The following is a 19,485-nucleotide window of genomic DNA, read 5'->3' on the forward strand; positions in this document are numbered from 1 at the left end:
CGAAATAATTGCACGGAAACCCTCCACTTGCAAGAGGCTCGCTCACTGCCGTTGTTCACGGTAGATCCGACCACTGACATGCATCTAATGTTACATGTCTAGGACGATAGAAACCAGCTCTGATATGAATGAATTATCGTGTCATGCATCGCAATTACGGATAAGTGGGACAGGTGGTGTTCGCGGTGCACCGCTGGCCCTCGGGCCGGCGTGGGCTGCGCAGCATCGGCGTCGTCGACCGGGGCGACGACGGCTACGTCCGGGTGCTGCCCGCGTGGGACCGCGAGGGCGGTTTCACGGCGGAGGCGGAGCGCGTGCAGGTTCTGCTCGCCGAGCGGGGTATCCCGTGACCGCCGCGATCGTCCTGCTCGCCGCGGCGGCGCTGGCCTGGCCGGGCGGTCCCGCCGCCGCGCGGCTCCGGGCGCAGAACGCGCCCGCGTCGTCGCCGGTCGCGGTGCGCTGGGGGTGGCTGGCGGTCGCTGTGCCGCTCGGTGCGCTGCTCATCGGCCCCGGTCAGGCGCTGGCGGCGGCGCTCGCCGCGGGCACCGTCCGCGATCTCCGGGCGCGGAACCGCGCCGCGCGGGAGCGGATGTCCCGGCTCTCGGCGATCCTCGCCGGCGTGGAGGCGATGGTCGCCGAGCTGTCCGTCGGCGCCCACCCCGCTGCCGCCTGCACCACCGCGGGCCGCGACGCCGACGACCCGCACGTCCGGGCCGTCTTCGCGGAGATGGCCGGGAGGGCGGAGCTCGGCGGCGACGTGGCCGTGGGCCTCCGGGCGCACGCCGGCGAGAGCGCGGCGTGGTCCCGGATCGCCGCGGCCTGGGAGACGGGCACGCGGCACGGGATAGGCATGGGCGAGCTCCTCGCCTCCGTCCGGGAGGACCTGCGGGCGCGCGAGCGGTACGAGCGGCGGGCGCACTCGGCGCTGGCCGGGGCACGCGCCACCGCGCAGGTGCTCGCCGCCCTTCCGGTACTCGGCGTGGCGATGGGCCAGCTGATCGGCGCCGACCCGCTCGGCACGCTGCTCGGCACCGGCGCGGGCGGCGTCCTGTTGGTGCTCGGGACGTGCCTGACGTGCGCCGGGCTGCTCTGGTCCCGCGCCATCGCCGACGGTGCCGCCGGCACCGGATCGGGGGAGCGGTCGTGAGCGGGCACGGACCGCTCGCCGCCGCGCTGGCGTTGCTGGCGGCGGCGCTGCTCGTACTGCCGGTGGCGGCGCGCTCGGCGGTGGCGGCCACCGTCTCCGGGGAGACGGCGCGGTCGCGCGGGATGCGACTGCCGCGGCGGGCCGCGGTGCAGGACCCGTTCGAGGCCGCCGCGGCCTACGACCTGTTCGCCGTCTGCCTCCGCGCGGGTATGCCGACGGCCGATGCGGCCCGCGCCGTCGTCGCGGGCGCGCCGCCCGCGCTCGCGGAGGTGCTGACCCGCGCGGCGGAACTGCTGGCCCTGGGCTCGGACGCCGAGACCGCGTGGCGGACGGAGTCGGCGGACCCGCAGGTCGCCGGGCTCACCCGCATGCTCCGACGGTCCGCCCGCGCGGGTTCCTCGCCGGCCGCCGGGCTGGCGGACCTCGCGCGCACCGAACGGGCGCAGGCCGAGGACCGCGCGGTCGCGGCGGGCGAGCGGGCCGGCGTCGCGGTCGCGGGGCCGCTCGGACTGTGCTTCCTGCCGGCGTTCGTGTGCTTGGGCATCGTGCCGGTGGTGATGGGACTCGCGGGCAAGGTGCTCGGGGAGGGGCTGCTGTAGCGGTCCGACGGAAGGGGGATGGAATGTGGATTCGATTGCGATGCAGGATGACCGAGCTGATGCTGGAGGACGACGGCATGTCGACCGTGGAGTACGCGATCGGCACCATTGCGGCTGCGGCCTTCGGCGCGGTGCTCTACGGAGTCGTTACCGGCGACAACATCGTCAGCGGGCTGACGGACATCATCGGCAAGGCGCTGGGCACCTCGACCGGCTAGCCGGGGAGGCGGGCGCCGTCACCGTCGAGGCGGCGTTCGCCGTCGCCAGCCTGATCACCGTGTTGGTGCTGAGCGTGGGCGCGGTCGTGGGCGTCACCGCCCATGTGCGGTGTGTGGACGCCGCGCGCGAAGCGGCCCGGCTCAGCGCCCGGGGCGACGACGCCCGCGCTTCCCGCGCGGTCGAGTCGGTCGGCCCGCCGGGCGCGACGTCGACGGTGAGCCGGAGCGACGACACGGTGACGGTGCAGGTCCGGGCCCCGGTGGCGCTGTTGCCGGGACTGACCGTCTCCGCCACGGCGGTCGCCGCCTTGGAACCGGGGGCGGCACCGTGACGGCGGGGCCGCGCGCCGCTCCGACGAGGGCCCCGCGTGGCGGGCGGGAGGACGGCGTGGCGACGGTGCTCGCCGCCGTGATGGTCGCCGCGATCGTCGTGGTGGCGGTCATGGTGGTCGACGTGGGCGCCGCCGTATCCGCCCGCCACCGCGCGCAGGCCGCGGCCGACCTGGCGGCGCTCGCCGGCGCCGCGAGCGCGATCGACGCGGAGGAGGCGTGCGCGGCGGCGGACCGTCTGGCCCGGGCGAACGCGGGATCGCTCCGGGCGTGCGGCGTGGACGGCTTCGAGGTGACGGTGCGCGTGAGCGTCCCGGTGTCCCTGTCGGTCTTCGGATCCGACGAGGCCGCCGCGGTCGCCCGAGCGGGCCCGGAGTGAGCGACCTCAGCCGGCGAGGTAGCCCCACTCCGGCGCCAGCTCGGCCCACGGCCCGATCGCGGCGATCCGCCCGTCGACCAGCACTACCACCCGGTCGGCCTGGGCCAGCGCGGCCCGCTTGGACGTCGCCCCGATCACGGTGGCGCGGCGCTCGCGCAGCGCCTGCCACAGCTCGATCTCGGTCGTGGCGTCCAGCGCGCTGGACACGTCGTCGGCGAGCAGCAGCTCGGCGTCGGTGGCCAGCGCCCGCGCGAGCGCGAGCCGCTGGACCTGGCCGCCGGAGAGTCGCACGCCCCGGTGTCCGACCAGCGCGTCCCGTCCGCCCGCCGCGGCGACGTCCGATCCGAGTCGGGCGTCGGCGACGGGGCCGTCGAAGGCGCGCTCGTGGCCGAGCCGGACGTTGTCGGCGAAGGTCCCGGACAGCACCCGGGGCACCTGGGCGATGTGCGCCACCTGTCCCGGCCGCAGGAACACCTCGGCGTCGGCCACCGGCCGGCCGTTCCACAGGATCTCGCCGCGGTGCGACACCAGGCCGGCCAGGGCCGCCAGCAGGCTCGACTTGCCGGATCCGACCTGGCCCACGAGCAGCACCAGCTCGCCCGCCGAGACGCGCAGGTCGACGTGCTCGACGCCGATCGTCCCGTCGTCGTGGACGGCGGCGACGTCGCGCAGTTCCAGCTCGGCCAGCGGAACCCGGGGCACCTCAGGGGGCTCCGGTGCGGCGCCGGCGACCAGGTCGACGCCCGGCGGCACGGTCATCAGATCCACGCCGCCGGCGAAGCGGCTCGTCTCGGCCTGCCAGGCCCGGGTGCCGGGGGCATCGGTCACGACGCTGCCGGCGACGCGTCCGAACCAGCCGAAACCGCTGACCGCGTTGGCGACCAGCAGCGTCGTGGCCAGCTCCCACATCCCACCCGCGTACGCCGCCCATGCGGCCACCACCCCGGCGCTGACCATGACGACCGGCACGCCCTCCAGGACGGCCTGTACGCGATGCTCGGTCACGGCGGCCTGGACGCGGCCGGAGTCGACCCTGCGCAGGTGCGCCAGGACCGCGGGGGTGGTGGCGGAGAGCTTGACGGTGCGCGCCGACTCCAGTGCGGACACCAGGGCGCGGCCGAATCGCGCTCGGGCCCTGGACGCCGCCGCCGCGGACCGGCCGGCGATCGGGCGGCCGATGCTGGAGGCGACGGCGGAGGCGAGCAGAACGACGAGCAGGATGCCGCCCGCCGCCCAGGTCCCGCCGAGGACCGAGGTCGCCGCGGCGATCAGGATGCCGTTGACGAAGTCCACCCAGCGATCGGCGTACCGCGCGTAGCGGTCCGCGTCCATGGTCCGGGCGACGACCTCCCCCGGCGGGGTGCGGGGGAGGCGATGCGGTTGGGTCTGGCCGTGCAGGACCGCCATCCGGACCCGCAGCATGACCTCGATCCACCACCGCGGGTAGAGCCGGAAGGCTTCGGAGATCGCCAGCGGTGCGACGATCATCGACAGCACCACCCCCAACGTCAGCCACGTCGGCCGTTCGCCCCGGCTGATCGCCTCCACGGTCTGGCCCCAGAGAAGTCCGGTCACCGCGCCCTGCGCGCCGGTCAGCGCCGCCACGAGGAACAGGACCGCGCCGACGACACCCCAGAGCGGCCGGACCAGCAGCACGTGGACGATCCCCCGGGTCAACGACGGGCCGTTGCCGACCTCCCGGAGCGGGGGCGGCGGTCCCATCCGCCGGCGCCCCCCGACGGTGGCCTCCGGCGGCGCCGCCGGAGCCGCGGAGGACGCTCCCTCGGCCGGGGCGTCGGTCCTGCTGGCGGCGAGCAGTGCGGCGAACGGCCCGGGCACCTCGGCCAGCGCCGCCCGAGATCCCTGTTGCACGATCCGACCCCGGTCGAGCACGGCCACGAGCGGCGCCCGCTCGATGGTGGTGAGCCGGTGCGCGATCAGGATTCCGGTGCGGCCCACCAGCAACCGGTCCGACGCGGCGATCACGAGCTGCTCGGTGAGCGGGTCCATCCGCGCGGTGGCCTCGTCCAGGATCACCACATCGACGTCGCGGACCATGAGCCGACACAACGCGACCAACTGCTCCTCACCCGCCGACAGCGTCGTTCCGCCCGGCCCGAGCGGACTGTCCACCCCGTCGGGCAGGCCGTCGACCCAGGTCTGCAGGCCGAGCCGGCGGATGGTGGCGTCGATCTGCTCGTGGGTGATCGACGGGTCGAACAGGGCGATGTTGTCGGCCAGCGACCCGATCAGGATCTCGGTCCGCTGGGTGACGACGCCGACCCGGGACCGCAGTCGGTGCAGGTCGATCCGATCGATGTCCATCCCGTTGAGGAAGACGGTTCCCGCCGGGGGATCGACGGCGCGCGACAGGAGCGCCGCCAGCGTCGACTTGCCGGACCCGGTCCGCCCGACCAGGGCGACGGTCCGCCCCGCGGGGATCGTGAGGTCGATCCCGCTCAGCGCGAATGTGCCTTCGGCGTAACTGAAGTCGAGGTCGCGGATCTCGATGGTCACGCCCGGATCGCCGTCGGGGGTGGGGATGTCCGCGCCGCCCTCGGGCTCCGGCGTGGAGGCGAGCAACTGCCGGATCCGGATGACCGCACCCATCCCTGCCTGCAGATCGGGCAGCTGCTCGGCCAGCTGGGCGACCTGACCGACGAACATCGAGGTCACCAGGAACAGGGTGACCAGCCGGGCGACCGACATCGAGCCGTCGACCGCCAGCGCGATTCCGGCGACCGCGATCCCGGCGAGCAGGCCATGCAGCAACAGTCCGGCGCGGCGCGCCAGCCGCGTTTCGACGCGGACGACGTCGTAGAACCGGGCGTGGATGACGGCCGAGAGCCGTGCCAGCCGGGCGATCGAATGCGACTGGCCCAGGCTGGTGCGCAGGTCGTCGCGGCCGGCGATGCCCTCCTCCAGGGCGGCCGCCTGGTCCGTCCACGCGATTTCCTCGATCACCTTGCGGCGTGCGATCTCGCCGAGCAGTCGCCGGATGGCGAACCAGGTGAGGGCCGCGAGGATCGGGAGCAGGAGGAACGCCGGCCACCACGAGACGCCGGCGATGATCCAGATCGGCAGGCACGACGCGACCGTGCGGAACAGTGACCACAACTGCCAGCGCGCCAGGTTGCCGATCTCGTGGGTGTCGTCGTCGACCCGGTCGAGGATCTCGCCCACCGCCTGCTCGGTGAGCACCGACAGGGGCTGACGCATCGCCGACTGCAGGACGTCGTCGCGCAGTGCGCCCTCGGCGCGGTCGACCACTCCGACCCAGGCGATCTTGCCGACCGATTCGATCACCGCCGCCCCCAGCAGGCACACCGCCAGCGCGACGATCAGGTGGCCCGCAGGGTTCTCCGCCAGCCGCCCGGCGAACACCGTGCCCGCGGCGGAGCCGAGCGCGGCCACCCAGACGGCGACGATCGCGCCGACCGCCACGGGGCTGCGAAGCCGCCGCCAGGTCACCTGGCGTTCGGGGCTGATCGGCGGGATCGGCGGCGTCGAGGTCGGCGCGGCGGAAAGGGTCGAACTGGACATCGTAGGTCCACGGTAGAGCGCGCCGGTGACCGTTGTCGCGTCGTTTTCCGGCCGGCCGGGTCACCGTAGTTCCCGATCGTCGGAGACGTGCTGCGCGCCGCCGACGACCGGCGCACACTGGGGCGATGGCGTACGACGAGGGGCTGGCGGACAGGATCCGGGACGCGTTCGGCGGGCAGCCCGGTGTGGTGGAGAAGCGCATGTTCGGCGGGCTGGCGTTCCTCGTCGACGGGCACATGGCGATCGCCGCGAACAGCAAGGGCGAGGCCATGGTGCACCTGGCCCCGGACGTTGCGGACGAACTGCTCGGGCCGCACGTCACGCGCACCGTCATGCGGGGGCGCGAGATGCGCGGCTGGCTCGACCTCGATACGGAGGCGACGGCCTCGGACACCGAGCTCGCGGACTGGGTGCGGCGCACCGTCGACTACGCGCGGTCCCTGCCGGCCAAATGACTCAGCCAGCGGCCACCGCGGCGAGCACCAGGTCGAGCACGAGGACGGCGCCCTCCTTGTCGAGCGGGTCGTTCCCGTTGCCGCACTTGGGGGACTGCACGCACGAGGGGCAGCCCGACGGGCACTCGCAGGCCGCGACGGCGTCCCGCGTCGCCACGAGCCAGGTCGCCAGGGACTCGTAGCCGCGTTCGGCGAAGCCGGCCCCACCGGGGTAGCCGTCGTAGACGAAGATCGACGGCAGGCCGGTGTCGTCGTGCAGCGCCGTCGAGAGCCCGCCGATGTCCCAGCGGTCGCACGACGCGACGAGCGGCAGCAGGCCGATCGCCGCGTGCTCGGCGGCGTGCAGCGCCCCCGGCCAGCGTTCCGGGACCAGGCCCGCCGATTCGAGCACCTCCGGGGTCAGCGTGATCAGGGCGGCGCGGGTGGCCAGCGTGGTCTCCGGCAGGTCCAGCTCGACGGCGTCCATCACCTCGCCGCTGCGCAGCGTCCGCAGGTAGCCGACCACGCGGCTGGTCACCTCGACGGAGACGAACCGCGCGGTCACGTCGCCCAGCACCTCGGTCTCGTGCACCGCGGTGACGTGCACGTCGAGGTCCTCGCGCGCCGACGTGGTCCACTCCGGCTCCTCCGCGCGCACGAGCGCCAGCCCGTCGTCGAGGTCCAGCTCGTCCACCACGTACGACTCGCCCTGGTGCACGTGCACCGCTCCCTGGTGCACCGTCGAGAGCGCGCGCGTGAAGTCGATGGTCCCGAGCAGCCGCCCGGTCGCCTCCTCGACGATGAGGATCTCGCTGCCCGCGCCGCCCCGGATGTTCACGCCCGCATGCGGATCGATCCCCGCCGCGAGGAAGTAGCCCGCGGGCCGCTCGCGCAGCAGCCCGTCGGCCACCAACCGGCCCACGACGTCGACGGCGCCGAGCGTGCCGACCTCCGCACGGCTCAGCGGGATCTCGCTCGCCGCGCACAGCAGCTGCGGCCCGAGCACGTACGGATTCCACGGGTCGGTGATCGTCGCCTCCACCGGCCGCCCGAGCAGCGACTCGGGATGGTGCACCAGGTAGGTGTCCAGCGGATCGTCGCGGGCGATCAGCAGGATCAGCGAGCCCTGCCCGCGCCGCCCGCTGCGCCCGGCCTGCTGCCAGAACGAGGCGACGGTGCCGGGGAACCCGGCCATGAGCACCGCGTCCAGGCCGGCGATGTCCACGCCCAGCTCCAACGCGTTCGTCGTGGCCACGCCGAGCAGCGCCCCGTCGTTGAGGCCCTGCTCGAGCCGGCGTCGGTCGTCCGCGAGGTAGCCCGCCCGGTAGGCGGCGATCCGCTCCGCCAGCTCGGGCGTCGCCTCGGCGAGCATCCGCCGGGCAGAGAGCGCGACGGTCTCGGCGGACCGTCGGGACCGGACGAAGGCGAGCGTGCGCGCCCCCTCGACGACCAGGTCGGACAGCATCCGCGCCGCCTCCGTGGTGGCGGGGCGCCGCACGGGCGCCCCGTTCTCGCCCTCCAGGTCGGGCAACAGCGGCGGCTCCCACAGGGCGACGGTCCGCGGCCCGTGCGGGGACGAATCCTCGGTGACGGCAACGCAGTCCGCGCCGATGAGCCGCGACGCGGCGCCCGCGGGATCAGAGGTGGTCGCGGACGCGCAGATGACGGTGGGGGTGCTGCCGTACTTCGCCGCCACCCGCAGCAGGCGCCGCAGCACCAGGGCGGTGTGCGAGCCGAAGACGCCGCGGTAGTGATGGCACTCGTCGACCACCACGTACCGCAGGCCGCGGAGGAAGCGGGCCCACTTCGCGTGCCGCGGAAGCAATCCCACGTGCAGCATGTCCGGGTTGGTGAACACCCACCGGCTGTCGGAGCGCGCCCAGCGGCGCATCTCCTGCGAGGTGTCGCCGTCGTACATGGCGGGCGAGGCGTCGTTCGGGCCGTAGTCGGTGGTCAGGCGCACCGCGGCCCGGTGCTGATCGGTGCCGAGCGCCTTCGTCGGCGACAGGTAGAGCACCGTCGCGCGGGGGTCCTCCGCGAGGGCCGCGAGCACCGGTAGCTGGTAGGCGAGGGACTTGCCCGAGGCGGTCCCCGTCGAGATCACGACGTGCCGGCCCGCGTGCGCGTGCTCAGCGGCCGCCGCCTGGTGGCGCCACGGCTCCCGGACACCCTCGTCGACGAGCCCCTCCCGCACCCGCGGCGGGACCCAGGTCGGCCAGGGGGCGAATTCCGCTCGGCGTGACGGGATGTCCGCCACGTGGGTCAGGCTCTCGGCGCCGGACCCCGAACCGGCCATGACCCGGTCCAGCAGCTCCCTGCCGAAGGTGTTGTGCTCCACCGTGATAGCCCCCGCATCGACCCGGCGTCCGCCGGGCCGCACGGGCCGCGGACGCGCCGATCGTCCAGTCTAACCGTGCCGAGAACGGACCGTCGTCCGGTGGGACGGCGGGTGAACGGAAGGCGAAATCGCGCCGCCCGCTGTTGCTCGATGGGAAATCGTGATTGACTGTACGCGGTCGCAGCTCCCGCCGGGGGTCCGAAGGGACCATCGGGGGATCGATGTTGCGGGCGTGGTACTGAAGGTTTTTGTGTGCGGTCTCCGCAAACGGCTCCAGAAAGTATGGCGGCCGGAACCGGCCAGGAGTCGCGCCCCACAGGGGGAACGGTTCCTACACCGGTAGGTAGACAAGTTAGGAAACATCTCAATGGCACAGGGAACTGTGAAGTGGTTCAACGCGGAGAAGGGCTTCGGCTTCATCGCACCGGCCGACGGCTCGGATGACGTGTTCGTCCACTACTCGGAGATCCAGGGCAACGGCTTCCGTACCCTCGAGGAGAACCAGCTCGTGGAGTTCGAGGTCGGCCAGGGCACCAAGGGCCCGCAGGCCACCGGCGTCCGCGCTCTCTAAGAAACCTCGCACCACGCGATAAGAGTTTCTCGCAGCACCCCTCCGCCTTCGGGTGGAGGGGTGCTGTGCATTTCCCGGCCCGTTCGCCGTGTCGACGGCGCCGCCGCACCACGGCCCTCTAGGCTCATCACGTGTCCCAACTGTCACTCTTCTCCGCCGAGCAGACCGAGCCGTCGCCCCGCGACCTCGCCGGCCTGCTCGCCTCGACGGGGCAGATCGTGCAGGTGGGTGGGAGCGCGCGGGTCTCGGTGGTCGTCGCCGATCCGTGGCGCGCCGAGGCGATCGCCGTGATGATCGAGGAGGCCGGCCTGCGGCCGCAGCTCGACACCTCCGAGGAGGGGAATCCGCTGGTCCGGACCCTCGCGGCGCCGGAACTGCAGCCGATGGCCGTCGCCTGGACGCGCGGCGCGGCCAAGACGGCACCGTCGACCTGGGTCCCCGGCCCGCGCGCGCTGCGGGCCTGGGCGCTCGCGGGCGGCGACGTGGACGGCGTGCACTACCTCCTCGCGCTCGACCAGCACGCGCCGGAGAGCGCGCCCGTGCTGGCGACGGCCCTCATGCGGGCGGGCGTCGCGCCCACCCTGGTGGGCACGAGGGGGACGAAACCGGCGCTGCGGGTGTCCGGGCACCGTCGGCTCCTGCGACTGCGGGAGAGCATCGGCGACCCGCCCGCGCACGCCGACGCGGCCGCCCACTGGCCGCAGCCCTGACGCCGGATCGGACCCGTCCGGCGGAATCCATGAGGCGTGCAGCGGCCCCTGTATATAAGGTGGGGCCCGAGGTGCGGCAGAATGGGCACCGGAGTGGCCGCCTACGTCGCAAGTGACGCGAGGGGTCGAGGTGGTGACGCAGGTGCCACCGGAACAGATCAGGAGGGTCCATGGCGGCACGAGGGAAGGCAGCAGCTGGAGACGGCCTGCATCGTCTGGTGATCGTGGAGTCCCCCGCCAAGGGCAAGAAGATCGGCGACTTCCTCGGCCCGGACTACACGGTCCGCGCGTCGATGGGCCACATCCGCGACCTGCCGAGCCGCGACAACCCGCTGCCCGAGGCCGACCAGGGCAAGCCCTGGGCCCGCCTCGGTGTCGACGTGGACCACGACTTCGAGGCCCACTACGTCACCTCCGCGAGCAAGCGCTCGACCGTCTCCGAGCTGAAGTCCCTGCTCAAGCAGGCCGACGAGCTCTACCTCGCGACAGATGGTGACCGCGAGGGCGAGGCCATCGCGTGGCACCTGCAGGAGGTGCTCAAGCCCAAGGTCCCGGTCAAGCGGATGGTCTTCCACGAGATCACCCGGCAGGCCATCCAGGCCGCCGCGGAGGAGCCGCGCGAGCTCGACATGAACCTCGTCGACGCGCAGGAGACCCGCCGCATCCTCGACCGCCTCTACGGCTACGAGGTCAGCCCCGTGCTGTGGCGCAAGGTCAACCAGGGCCTCTCCGCCGGGCGCGTCCAGTCCGTCGCGACCCGCATCATCGTCGACCGGGAGCGCGAGCGCATCGCCTTCCGCACCGCCGGGTACTGGGACATCGCCGCGCAGCTCGACGCCGGCGCCGAGGCCACCCCGCGCACCTTCGGCGCGCGCCTGGTCACGGTCGGCGGCGACCGCGTCGCCACCGGCCGCGACTTCGACGCGCAGGGGCAGCTCAAGAAGCCCACCGGCATCACCGTGCTCGACGGTGCCCGGGCGAACGCCCTGGTCGCCGGCCTGCAGGGCGCGAACCTGACGGTGACCTCCGTCGAGGAGAAGCCCTACACGCGCAAGCCCTACGCGCCGTTCATGACCTCCACGCTGCAGCAGGAGGCCAGCCGCAAACTGCGGTTCAACACCGACCGCACCATGCAGATCGCGCAGCGCCTCTACGAGGGCGGCTACATCACCTACATGCGTACGGACTCGACCACGCTGTCGGAGACCGCGATCGCCGCGGCCCGCGAGCAGGCCGGACAGCTGTACGGCCCCGAGTTCGTGCACCCGACCCCGCGGCAGTACACCCGCAAGGTCAAGAACGCGCAGGAGGCGCACGAGGCGATCCGCCCCGCGGGCGAGACCTTCCAGACGCCGGGCGCGCTGGCGTCGGTGCTGAACTCGGACGAGTTCCGGCTCTACGAGCTGATCTGGCAGCGGACCGTCGCCTCGCAGATGGCCGACGTCAAGGGCACCACCCTGAGCCTGCGCATCGGCGGCGCCGCCTCGACCGGCGAGAGCGTCGAGTTCGCCGCCTCGGGCCGCACCATCACCTTCCCCGGCTTCCTCTCCGCGTACGTCGAGACCGTCGACGACCAGGCCGGCGGCGAGGCCGACGACGCCGAGTCGCGGCTCCCGCAGCTGGTCAAGGGCCAGGCCATCACAGCCGCCGAGCTGGCCGCCGCCGACCACGTCACCAGCCCGCCCGCCCGCTACACCGAGGCCTCGCTGGTCAAGACCCTCGAAGAGCTGGGCATCGGCCGACCGTCGACCTACGCCTCGATCATCAAGACCATCCAGGACCGCGGCTACGTCGTGAAGAAGGGCAACGCCCTCGTCCCGCAGTGGGTGGCGTTCGCCGTGATCGGGCTGCTCGAGGGTCACTTCGGCGGCCTCGTCGACTACAACTTCACCGCGTCGATGGAGGACGATCTCGACGAGATCGCCGGCGGCCGCGAGGGCCGGGTCGACTGGCTCACCCGGTTCTACTTCGGCGACGGCGGGCCCGAGGGCGACGGTGCCGCGGTCGCCGGTGCCGACGGTCCCGGCCCGGACAGCCCCGGCCTGAAGAACCTCGTCGCCGCGAACCTCGACGCGATCGACGCCCGCGCGGTCAACTCGATCCCCCTCTACACCGACACGGACGGCAACGTCGTCTACGTGCGCGTGGGCCGCTACGGCCCGTACCTGGAGCGCACCGTCACCGGCGAGAAGGGCGAGCCGGAGGTCCAGCGCGCCAACATCCTGGCGGCGATGACCCCCGACGAGCTGACCGAGGAGGTCGCGGAGAAGCTGTTCGCGACCCCGCAGGACGGCCGCCCGCTGGGCATCGACCCGGCGACGGGCCACGAGATCGTCGCCAAGGAGGGCCGCTTCGGCCCGTACGTCACCGAGATCCTGCCGGAGCCCGAGAAGGACCCCGAGGCGGAGGACCTGGACGCCGAGGCTGCGAAGCCCAAGACCCGGAAGAAGAAGGCCGACGCGCCGAAGCCGCGCACCGGTTCGCTGCTCAAGACCATGGACATCGAGACCTTGACCCTCGAGGATGCGCTGCGGCTGCTGTCGCTGCCCCGCGTCGTGGGCGTCGATCCCGAGTCCAAGGAGGAGATCACCGCCCAGAACGGCCGCTACGGGCCGTACCTGAAGAAGGGCACCGACTCCCGCTCGCTGGCCACCGAGGACCAGATGTTCACGGTGACCCTCGAGGAGGCGCTTAAGCTGTACGCGGAGCCCAAGCGACGGGGCCGCGGCGCCGCCGCCGCGCCGCCGCTGCGCGAACTCGGCAACGACCCCGTCTCCGGCACCGCGATGGTGATCAAGGACGGCCGGTTCGGCCCGTACGTCACCGACGGCGAGACCAACGCCTCGCTCCGCAAGGGCGACGAGGTCGCGACCATCACCGACGAGCGCGCCTCCGAGCTGCTCGCGGACCGTCGCGCCCGGGGGCCGGTGAAGAAGAAGGCCACCAAGAAGGCGGCGGCCAAGAAGGCGCCCGCGAAGAAGGCACCGGCCAAGAAGGCCGCGGCGAAGAAGGCGGCGGCCAAGAAGACCACTGCGAAGAAGACGGTCGCCAAGAAGACCACGCCCGCGAAGAAGGCGCCCGCCGCGGCGCCCGCGGACGAGACCGTCTGATCAGTCGTCGACGGGGCGCGCCAGCCGCGTGAGCTGGCCGCGCCCGCGGAGCTCGATGGCCTCGCCGAGCACCCACAGGGCCTGCTCGGCGGGCGTCGCGGCCTCGACCGCGCGCCCGGCCGCGAGCAGCGACGAGGGCTCCGACTTCGCGATCTCGGTGATCCGCGCCGCCTCGTTCACCGGGTCGCCGATCACGGTGTACTCGAACCGCGCCTTCGCGCCGATGTGCCCGGCGACCACCTGACCGGCGGAGACGCCGATGCCGAAGCCGGTGCCGCCGAGCACGTCACCGAGCTGGATCCGCATCTCGCGGGCCGCGGCCAGCGCGGCGCCCGCGGCGTCCGGGTGGGGCAGCGGGGCGCCGAAGATGGCGAGCGCCGCGTCGCCCTGGAACTTGTTGACGAAGCCGCCGTGCAGGTCGACGAGGTCGACGACCACCTTGAAGAAGTCGTTGAGCAGGTCCACGACCGCCGCGGGCTCCTCGGTTACCGCGATCTTCGTCGAGCCCACGAGGTCGACGAACAGCACGCTGACCTCGTTGATCTCGCCGCCCAGGTGCGTGCCGTGCTCGAGGGCCTGCCGCGCGACGTCCTGCCCGACGTACCGGCCGAACATGTCGCGCATCCGCTGCCGCTCGGCGAGGTCGTGCACCATGTCGTTGAAGCCGGCCTGCAGCAGCCCCAGCTCACTCGAGTCGTAGATCTTCACGGAGGCGGCGAAGTCGCCGTCGCGGACCTTGCGCTGCGCCTGGAAGAGGTCGCGGATCGGGTCGCCGATGGACTTCGCGGCCCGGACGGTGCCGAGCAGGCCCGCGCCGAGCGCCACCACGGACAGCAGCAGCACCGGGTTGATCAGGGTCGGGGCGTCGGGGTCGATGATGCCCGATTCCTGCGAGACGACGACCATGATGATGCCGACGATCGGCGTCGCCGTGCCGAGCACCCAACTGAGCAGGATGCGGGTGGTCACGGACAGGCCCGCGGAGCCCTGCGGCTCCTGCGCCAGCGCCGCGACCGTGATGGGCCGCAGCACCCGCTCGGTCTGCATGTAGCTGAGCGCGCACGTCGTGGTGGCGCCCAGCAGTACCGTCAGCGCCACGACGATCCGGATGCCGCCCGGCGAGTTGTAGTTGATGACCACGAAGATGCCGCCGCCGATGAGCCAGAAGATCGCCTGCATGAGGGCCATGCGCAGCGGAATGGCGAGGGCCCGGCGGGAGATCTCGGGGTCGTACGGGGCGCTGCGCCGGTGCCAGCGCAGCACCGGGAGCACCAGCTTGAGCCCGATCAGCATGCCGAGCACGCTCGCGACCACCAGGTAGGTGATGAAGACCAGCAGGTTGACGCCGCTGATCTCCTGAAGCTGCACGGACTGCTGCACGGGCAGCGCGAACCGGAGGAAACCGAAGACGAAGACCGCGCCCAGGATGTTCGACCGCAGGATGTCCAGCGCGAAGATCGGCCAGGGGGTCTTGGCGAGCCACCGCGCCAGTCGCATAGCGCGACTGAGTCTGCTCTTCGGTGCTGCCACCGCTCCAACTTAGCGTGCGCTCGGCGTCGGACGGGAGGGCTAGGGTGTGGGGGTGAGCTCAGTGTTCGATCGCCTGGTGGGGCAGGAAGCGGTGGTGGTGGGCCTGCGGGCCGCCGCCGAGGCCGCACGGGAGGTCGTCGCGAGCGGGGGCACCGTCGCCGATCTGGCGGGATCGTCCATGACGCACGCCTGGCTGTTCACGGGCCCGCCCGGCTCGGGGCGGTCCGTCGCCGCCCGCGCGCTCGCCGCCGCCCTGCAGTGCGACGATCCCGGGGAGCCCGGCTGCGGGCGCTGCCGGGCCTGTACGACGGTGCTGGCCGGCACCCACGCCGACGTGCGCGGCATCGCCCCCGACGGGCTCTCCATCGCCGTCAAGCAGATGCGCGAGGTGGTGGCCGACGCGTCGCGGCGTCCGTCCGTCGGGCATTGGCAGATCGTGCTCATCGAGGACGCCGACCGGCTCACCGAGCAGGCCGGCAATGCGCTGCTGAAGATGGTCGAGGAGCCGCCCGCGCAGACGATCGTGCTGCTGTGCGCGCCGACCGTCGACCCGGAGGACATCTCGGTCACGCTGAAGTCCCGGTGCCGGCACGTGCCGCTCGTCACACCGTCGGCGCCCGCGATCGCGGCCGTGCTGGAGCGGGACGGCATCGACGCCGAGCGCGCGGCCTGGGCCGCGGGCGTTTCGGGCGGGCACGTCGGGCGGGCCAAGCGCCTCGCCACGGACCCGGAGGCGCAGAAGCAGCGCAAGCAGGCGCTGAGCCTGGCGCGGGCGGCCACGTCCGAGGGCGTCTACGGCGTCGTCGAGCAACTGCTGCGCGACGCGGAGAGCACCGCCAAGGAGCTCAACGCCGACCTCAACGAGCGGGAGACCGAGGACCTCAAGACGGCGCTCGGCGCCGGCGGCGTGGGCCGCGGCACCGCGGGCGTGATGCGCGGGTCGGCCGGGCAGCTCAAGGACCTCGAGAAGCGGCAGAAGGCCCGCGGCACCCGCGCGGTGCGCGACGCGCTCGACCGCGCGCTCATCGACCTCGCCGCGCTCTTCCGTGACGCGCTGGTGCAGGGCTCGGGCGCGCAGGTCACGCTCATGCACCCCGACGAGGCCGAGCAGACCCGCCGGCTCGCCGGCTACGCGCGGCCCGAGGGGCTGCTGCGCTGCGTCGAGTCGGTGCTTCAGTGCCGCGAGGCGATCGACCTCAACGTCAAGCCCGTCGTCGCACTGGACGCGATGGCCGCGGGCGTCTCGTCGGCGCTCCGGGAGAACCGCCGCTAGTCGCCCTTGAGCTGCACCTGCTCGAGGGTCGTCGACCACTGGCCGTTGTCGACCTTGACCAGCCCGGTGATCCACACCAGCACGTACCTCGACGACGGTGCGTCGCTCGCGGTGAACTCCGTGTCGCCGTTCGACAGGGTCCCGCTCCACACCCGCTGCGTGTCGTCGACCGAGCTCGGCGACGCCGAGTCGGCGATCCGGATCTCGACCGTCGAGCCGGAGCTCGGCGACGTGATGGTGCCGGAGGTGATCCTCGTGGCCTTGTCGAGGGTGATCAGCAGGCCCGTGCCCTTCTTGAGGCCGCCGAAGCCGGGGCCGGAGAAGTAGTAGTCCGTACGCCACGAGGGCTTGTCGCCGGTGAGCACGTTCGCGGCGCTGGAGGATTTCTCCGCGCCGGCCTGGAAATACACCTGCTTGACCGAGGAGGCGGTCACCGTCGAACCTCCCCCAGACCCGCCCAGGTCGCCGATGGACGGCTTGACCAGGTAGAACACACCTGCGGCGAGGGCGATGATCACGACGGCGGCGAGCGCGGCGACGGCCCGGCCCCAGCGGCGGGGCTTCGCGGGCGGGGGCGCGACGGGCGCCTCCTGCCGCGCGGATGCGGGCAGCTGCTCGGCGCGGGTGGGCGCCGGCTGGGCCGCGGTGTGCGGGCGGGGGTACTCGCCGGTCGGGACGTACTGCCCCGTCGGCGGCCCCGGGTAGGGCGCGGTGCCGGGCCCGGCGTGGGCGCCGGTGTGCTCGCCCGGGTACGCGGGCTGTTGGGCGGTGCCGGCCGGGATCGACTGTGGTGCGGTGCCCGACGGCATCGACGACGGTGCCTCCCCGCGCAGCCCGGCGACGAACTCCGCGCACGTGGCGTACCGGTCCTCGGGGCGCTTGGCGAGGGCCTTGCGGAAGACGGCGTCGAGGTGGCCCGGCAGCGCCGGGTTGCGGGCGGTGATCTTCGGCGCGGGCTGGTTCAGGTGCGCCGCGATGACGGCGGCGGGGGAGTCGCCGGGGAAGGGCGGCTCGCCCGTGAGCAGCTCGAAGACGGTGCAGCCGAGCGAGTAGAGGTCGGCGCGGTTGTCGAGGATCTTGTTGTCGAAGGCCTCGGGCGACATGTACGCCATGGTCCCGACGGTGATCCCGGTCGACGTGACGCCGACCGCGTCGCCCGCGGCCTTGGCGATGCCGAAGTCCGCGAGCTTGACCTGCGGCGCACCGTCGGAGTCGAAGGCGACGAGGATGTTGGCGGGCTTGACGTCGCGGTGGGTGATGTTCGCGCGACGGTAGGCGTAATCGAGGGCGGCGCCGGCACCGTCGGCGATGTCGATCGCGAGCGACAGCGGCATCGGGCCCCGCTCGGCGACCATCCGCGCGGTGTCCGGCCCGGCGACGTACTCCATCGTGATCCACAGCCGACCGTCGACCTCGCCGCGGTCGTACAGGTGGATGATGTTGCGGTGGTTGAGCTGCGCCAGCACGTAGGCCTCGCGGTCGAACCGTGCCTTGTACTGCGGGTTGCTGCTGACGGAGGTGTGCAGCAGCTTCAGCGCGTCCTGCCGGGGCAGGCGCGGGTGCTGGACCAGGTAGACCTCGCCCATTCCGCCGCCGCCGAGCTTGCGGACCACCCGGTAGCCCGCGATCTGCTGCTCGTTCATCCGCTCCCTCAAAAACGCGACCGCCCGTCGGCCGCACCGAGTCAACGGTAGCGGTAGACGGGCGGCAGCGGCGATCGTTGCAGGTCAGACGGTGACCTTGGCCTGCTTGCTGGAGCTCAGGCGCAGGCCGGACTCCTCGCCGAGGGACAGCTCGCTGTTCAGGCGCTTGGCGTCCTCGAAGTAGCTCATGGACATGCGCCAGTCGTCGGCCTCGCCCTGGCGGGGCAGCTCCTTCAGCGCCCGCTGGACGTAGCCGGCCTCGAAGTCGAGGGCGGGACGGGTCGCCATGTCGGGATCGGCGACTGCGACCGCGGTGTCCAGGCCCTTCGCGTCCATCGTCGAGATGAGCTGGGTGATGTACTTCCACAGCATCCCGACCTTGAGCGTCCACGACGAGTTCGTGTAGCCGATGGCGAGCGCCGCGTTCGGGACGCCGGAGAGCATGGCGCCGCGGTGGATGACGGCGTTCGGCACGTCGACGTCGCGGCCGTCGACCGACAGGGTCACCCCGCCGAGCAGCTTCAGCTTGAGGCCGGTCGCGGTCACGATGATGTCGGCGTCGAGGTGCTCGCCGCTCGCCAGCTCGATGCCGGTCTCGTCGAAGGTCGCGATCTTGTCGGTCGCGACGTCCGCCTTGCCGGACCGGATGGCCTTGAACAGGTCGCCGTCGGGCACGGCGCACAGGCGCTGGTCCCACGGGTTGTACGGCGGGTTGAAGTGCACGTCCACCGGGTAGCCCTTGGGGAGGCGCTTGGCGTTCTCGTTGCGGATGATCTTGCGCGCGAGGTCCGGGAAGCGCTGGGCGAAGACGTACACGCCGCGCTGCTGCCAGATGAACCGCTTGCGGCTCAGATCGTGACCGATCTTGTGGCCGAAGACCTTGTGCAGGGTGTTCGTGATCGGATCCTGCTTGGGCACCGGCATGATGTACGTCGGCGTGCGCTGCAGCATGGTGACGTGGCCGGCCGGCTTCTCGCTGGTCAGGAGCGACGGGACCAGGGTCACCGCGGTCGCGCCGGAGCCGATGACGACGACCTTCTTGCCGCTGTAGTCCAGGTCCTCGGGCCAGAACTGCGGGTGCACGATCTGCCCGGCGAACTTCTCGCGGCCGGCGAACTCGGGCGTGAAGCCCTGGTCGTAGTCGTAGTAGCCGCTGCCGAAGAGCACCCAGTTCGCGGTGAGCGCGATGCGCTCGCCGGCGTGGTCCACCTGGACGGTCCAGCGGCCGTCCTCGCTCGACCAGTCGGCGGAGACGACCTTGTGGTCGTAGCGGACCTTGTCGAGGAGGTCGTTCTCCTCCATGGTCTCGTGCAGGTAGTCGAGGATCTTGTGCGCGTCGGCGATCGAGTCCTTCGACTCCCACGGCTTGAACTCGTAGCCGAAGGTGTGCAGGTCCGAGTCCGAGCGGATGCCGGGGTACTTGAACAGGTCCCAGGTGCCGCCGAAGGTCGCGCGTCCCTCGAGGATCGCGAAGGACTTCCCGGGCAGCTCGGCGGTGATGTAGTGGCCGGCGCCGATGCCGGAGATGCCGGCGCCGATCACGATGATGTCGAGGTGCTCGGGCGTGGTGCTCGTCATGCTTGTCTCTCCTGGTCTCCGACGGATCGGCTGGGCTCAGTGATAGAACCGATGACTTACTCTCTCGCCCGACGGCCCGTCG

At 72.5% G+C, this 19,485-nt stretch carries 15 protein-coding genes and 1 pseudogene; 11 read left to right on the top strand and 5 right to left on the bottom strand.

Annotated features, from left to right (window positions below; all coding sequences use genetic code 11):
* The first annotated feature begins 164 nt into the window (after positions 1 to 164).
* The 6 genes and pseudogenes from ACLQ3K_RS07215 (at position 165) to ACLQ3K_RS07240 (ending at position 2,673) form a co-directional block, all read left to right on the top strand.
* The gene (locus ACLQ3K_RS07215; RefSeq protein WP_425998165.1) at positions 165 to 350 is read left to right on the top strand and encodes a hypothetical protein; all 186 of its coding nucleotides are present in this window, start codon (positions 165 to 167) and stop codon (positions 348 to 350) included.
* Entirely contained in the window at positions 347 to 1,147 is an 801-nt protein-coding gene (locus ACLQ3K_RS07220) for a type II secretion system F family protein (protein ID WP_425998167.1), read from the top strand. The genes ACLQ3K_RS07215 and ACLQ3K_RS07220 overlap by 4 nt, the downstream gene beginning before the upstream one ends.
* On the top strand, positions 1,144 to 1,746 hold the full coding sequence (locus ACLQ3K_RS07225; protein ID WP_425998169.1) for a type II secretion system F family protein: 603 nt from the start codon (positions 1,144 to 1,146) through the stop codon (positions 1,744 to 1,746). Before ACLQ3K_RS07220 ends, ACLQ3K_RS07225 begins: the two co-directional genes overlap by 4 nt.
* Before the next feature lie 23 nt (positions 1,747 to 1,769).
* The gene (locus ACLQ3K_RS07230; protein ID WP_224648440.1) at positions 1,770 to 1,964 is read left to right on the top strand and encodes a DUF4244 domain-containing protein; all 195 of its coding nucleotides are present in this window, start codon (positions 1,770 to 1,772) and stop codon (positions 1,962 to 1,964) included.
* 35 nt (positions 1,965 to 1,999) lie between these two features.
* Positions 2,000 to 2,296: pseudogene (locus ACLQ3K_RS07235) on the top strand (TadE family type IV pilus minor pilin); the annotation flags it as partial.
* 56 nt (positions 2,297 to 2,352) lie between these two features.
* Positions 2,353 to 2,673: an Rv3654c family TadE-like protein gene (locus ACLQ3K_RS07240; RefSeq protein ID WP_425998171.1), complete on the top strand. Its 321-nt coding sequence runs from the start codon at positions 2,353 to 2,355 to the stop codon at positions 2,671 to 2,673.
* 6 nt (positions 2,674 to 2,679) lie between these two features.
* Here the strand turns inward: ACLQ3K_RS07240 and ACLQ3K_RS07245 are convergent, their stop codons facing one another.
* Positions 2,680 to 6,216, bottom strand: a complete 3,537-nt coding sequence (locus tag ACLQ3K_RS07245) for an ATP-binding cassette domain-containing protein (RefSeq protein ID WP_425998173.1) — start codon at positions 6,214 to 6,216, stop codon at positions 2,680 to 2,682.
* Positions 6,217 to 6,341: 125 nt separating this feature from the next.
* Here ACLQ3K_RS07245 and ACLQ3K_RS07250 point away from each other — a divergent pair, with 125 nt between their 5' ends.
* Entirely contained in the window at positions 6,342 to 6,671 is a 330-nt protein-coding gene (locus ACLQ3K_RS07250; RefSeq protein ID WP_425998175.1) for a TfoX/Sxy family protein, read from the top strand.
* A 1-nt stretch (position 6,672) separates the two neighbouring features.
* Here the strand turns inward: ACLQ3K_RS07250 and ACLQ3K_RS07255 are convergent, their stop codons facing one another.
* Positions 6,673 to 8,946 carry a DEAD/DEAH box helicase gene (locus ACLQ3K_RS07255; protein WP_425998959.1) on the bottom strand — a complete coding sequence of 758 codons (2,274 nt, stop codon included), beginning with the start codon at positions 8,944 to 8,946 and terminating at the stop codon, positions 6,673 to 6,675.
* Between the two features lie 409 nt (positions 8,947 to 9,355).
* Here ACLQ3K_RS07255 and ACLQ3K_RS07260 point away from each other — a divergent pair, with 409 nt between their 5' ends.
* From ACLQ3K_RS07260 to topA, 3 genes are all read left to right on the top strand, one after another.
* Positions 9,356 to 9,559, top strand: coding sequence for a cold-shock protein (locus ACLQ3K_RS07260; protein WP_068523077.1), 204 nt, complete (start codon positions 9,356 to 9,358; stop codon positions 9,557 to 9,559).
* Between the two features lie 131 nt (positions 9,560 to 9,690).
* Positions 9,691 to 10,269 carry a hypothetical protein gene (locus tag ACLQ3K_RS07265; RefSeq protein ID WP_336670862.1) on the top strand — a complete coding sequence of 193 codons (579 nt, stop codon included), beginning with the start codon at positions 9,691 to 9,693 and terminating at the stop codon, positions 10,267 to 10,269.
* A gap of 170 nt (positions 10,270 to 10,439) precedes the next feature.
* Positions 10,440 to 13,379, top strand: coding sequence for a type I DNA topoisomerase (gene topA / locus ACLQ3K_RS07270; protein WP_425998178.1), 2,940 nt, complete (start codon positions 10,440 to 10,442; stop codon positions 13,377 to 13,379).
* Here topA and ACLQ3K_RS07275 read toward each other — a convergent pair whose 3' ends face one another.
* Positions 13,380 to 14,876: an adenylate/guanylate cyclase domain-containing protein gene (locus ACLQ3K_RS07275; RefSeq protein WP_224648455.1), complete on the bottom strand. Its 1,497-nt coding sequence runs from the start codon at positions 14,874 to 14,876 to the stop codon at positions 13,380 to 13,382.
* 85 nt (positions 14,877 to 14,961) lie between these two features.
* Between ACLQ3K_RS07275 and ACLQ3K_RS07280 the strand changes: the two genes are divergently transcribed.
* Positions 14,962 to 16,182 carry a DNA polymerase III subunit delta' gene (locus tag ACLQ3K_RS07280; protein WP_425998180.1) on the top strand — a complete coding sequence of 407 codons (1,221 nt, stop codon included), beginning with the start codon at positions 14,962 to 14,964 and terminating at the stop codon, positions 16,180 to 16,182.
* On the opposite strand, the gene ACLQ3K_RS07285 is transcribed toward ACLQ3K_RS07280, so the two are convergent.
* Together ACLQ3K_RS07285 and ACLQ3K_RS07290 are read right to left on the bottom strand one after the other, a co-directional pair.
* A complete protein-coding gene (locus ACLQ3K_RS07285) occupies positions 16,179 to 17,825 on the bottom strand; it encodes a protein kinase domain-containing protein (RefSeq protein WP_425998182.1) in 1,647 nt (548 codons plus the stop codon). The genes ACLQ3K_RS07280 and ACLQ3K_RS07285 overlap by 4 nt on opposite strands.
* A gap of 84 nt (positions 17,826 to 17,909) precedes the next feature.
* A complete protein-coding gene (locus tag ACLQ3K_RS07290) occupies positions 17,910 to 19,403 on the bottom strand; it encodes a flavin-containing monooxygenase (protein WP_425998184.1) in 1,494 nt (497 codons plus the stop codon).
* Positions 19,404 to 19,485 lie beyond the last annotated feature (82 nt).

It is taken from the genome of Tsukamurella sp. DT100 (assembly GCF_049844855.1).
GTDB lineage: Bacteria > Actinomycetota > Actinomycetes > Mycobacteriales > Mycobacteriaceae > Tsukamurella.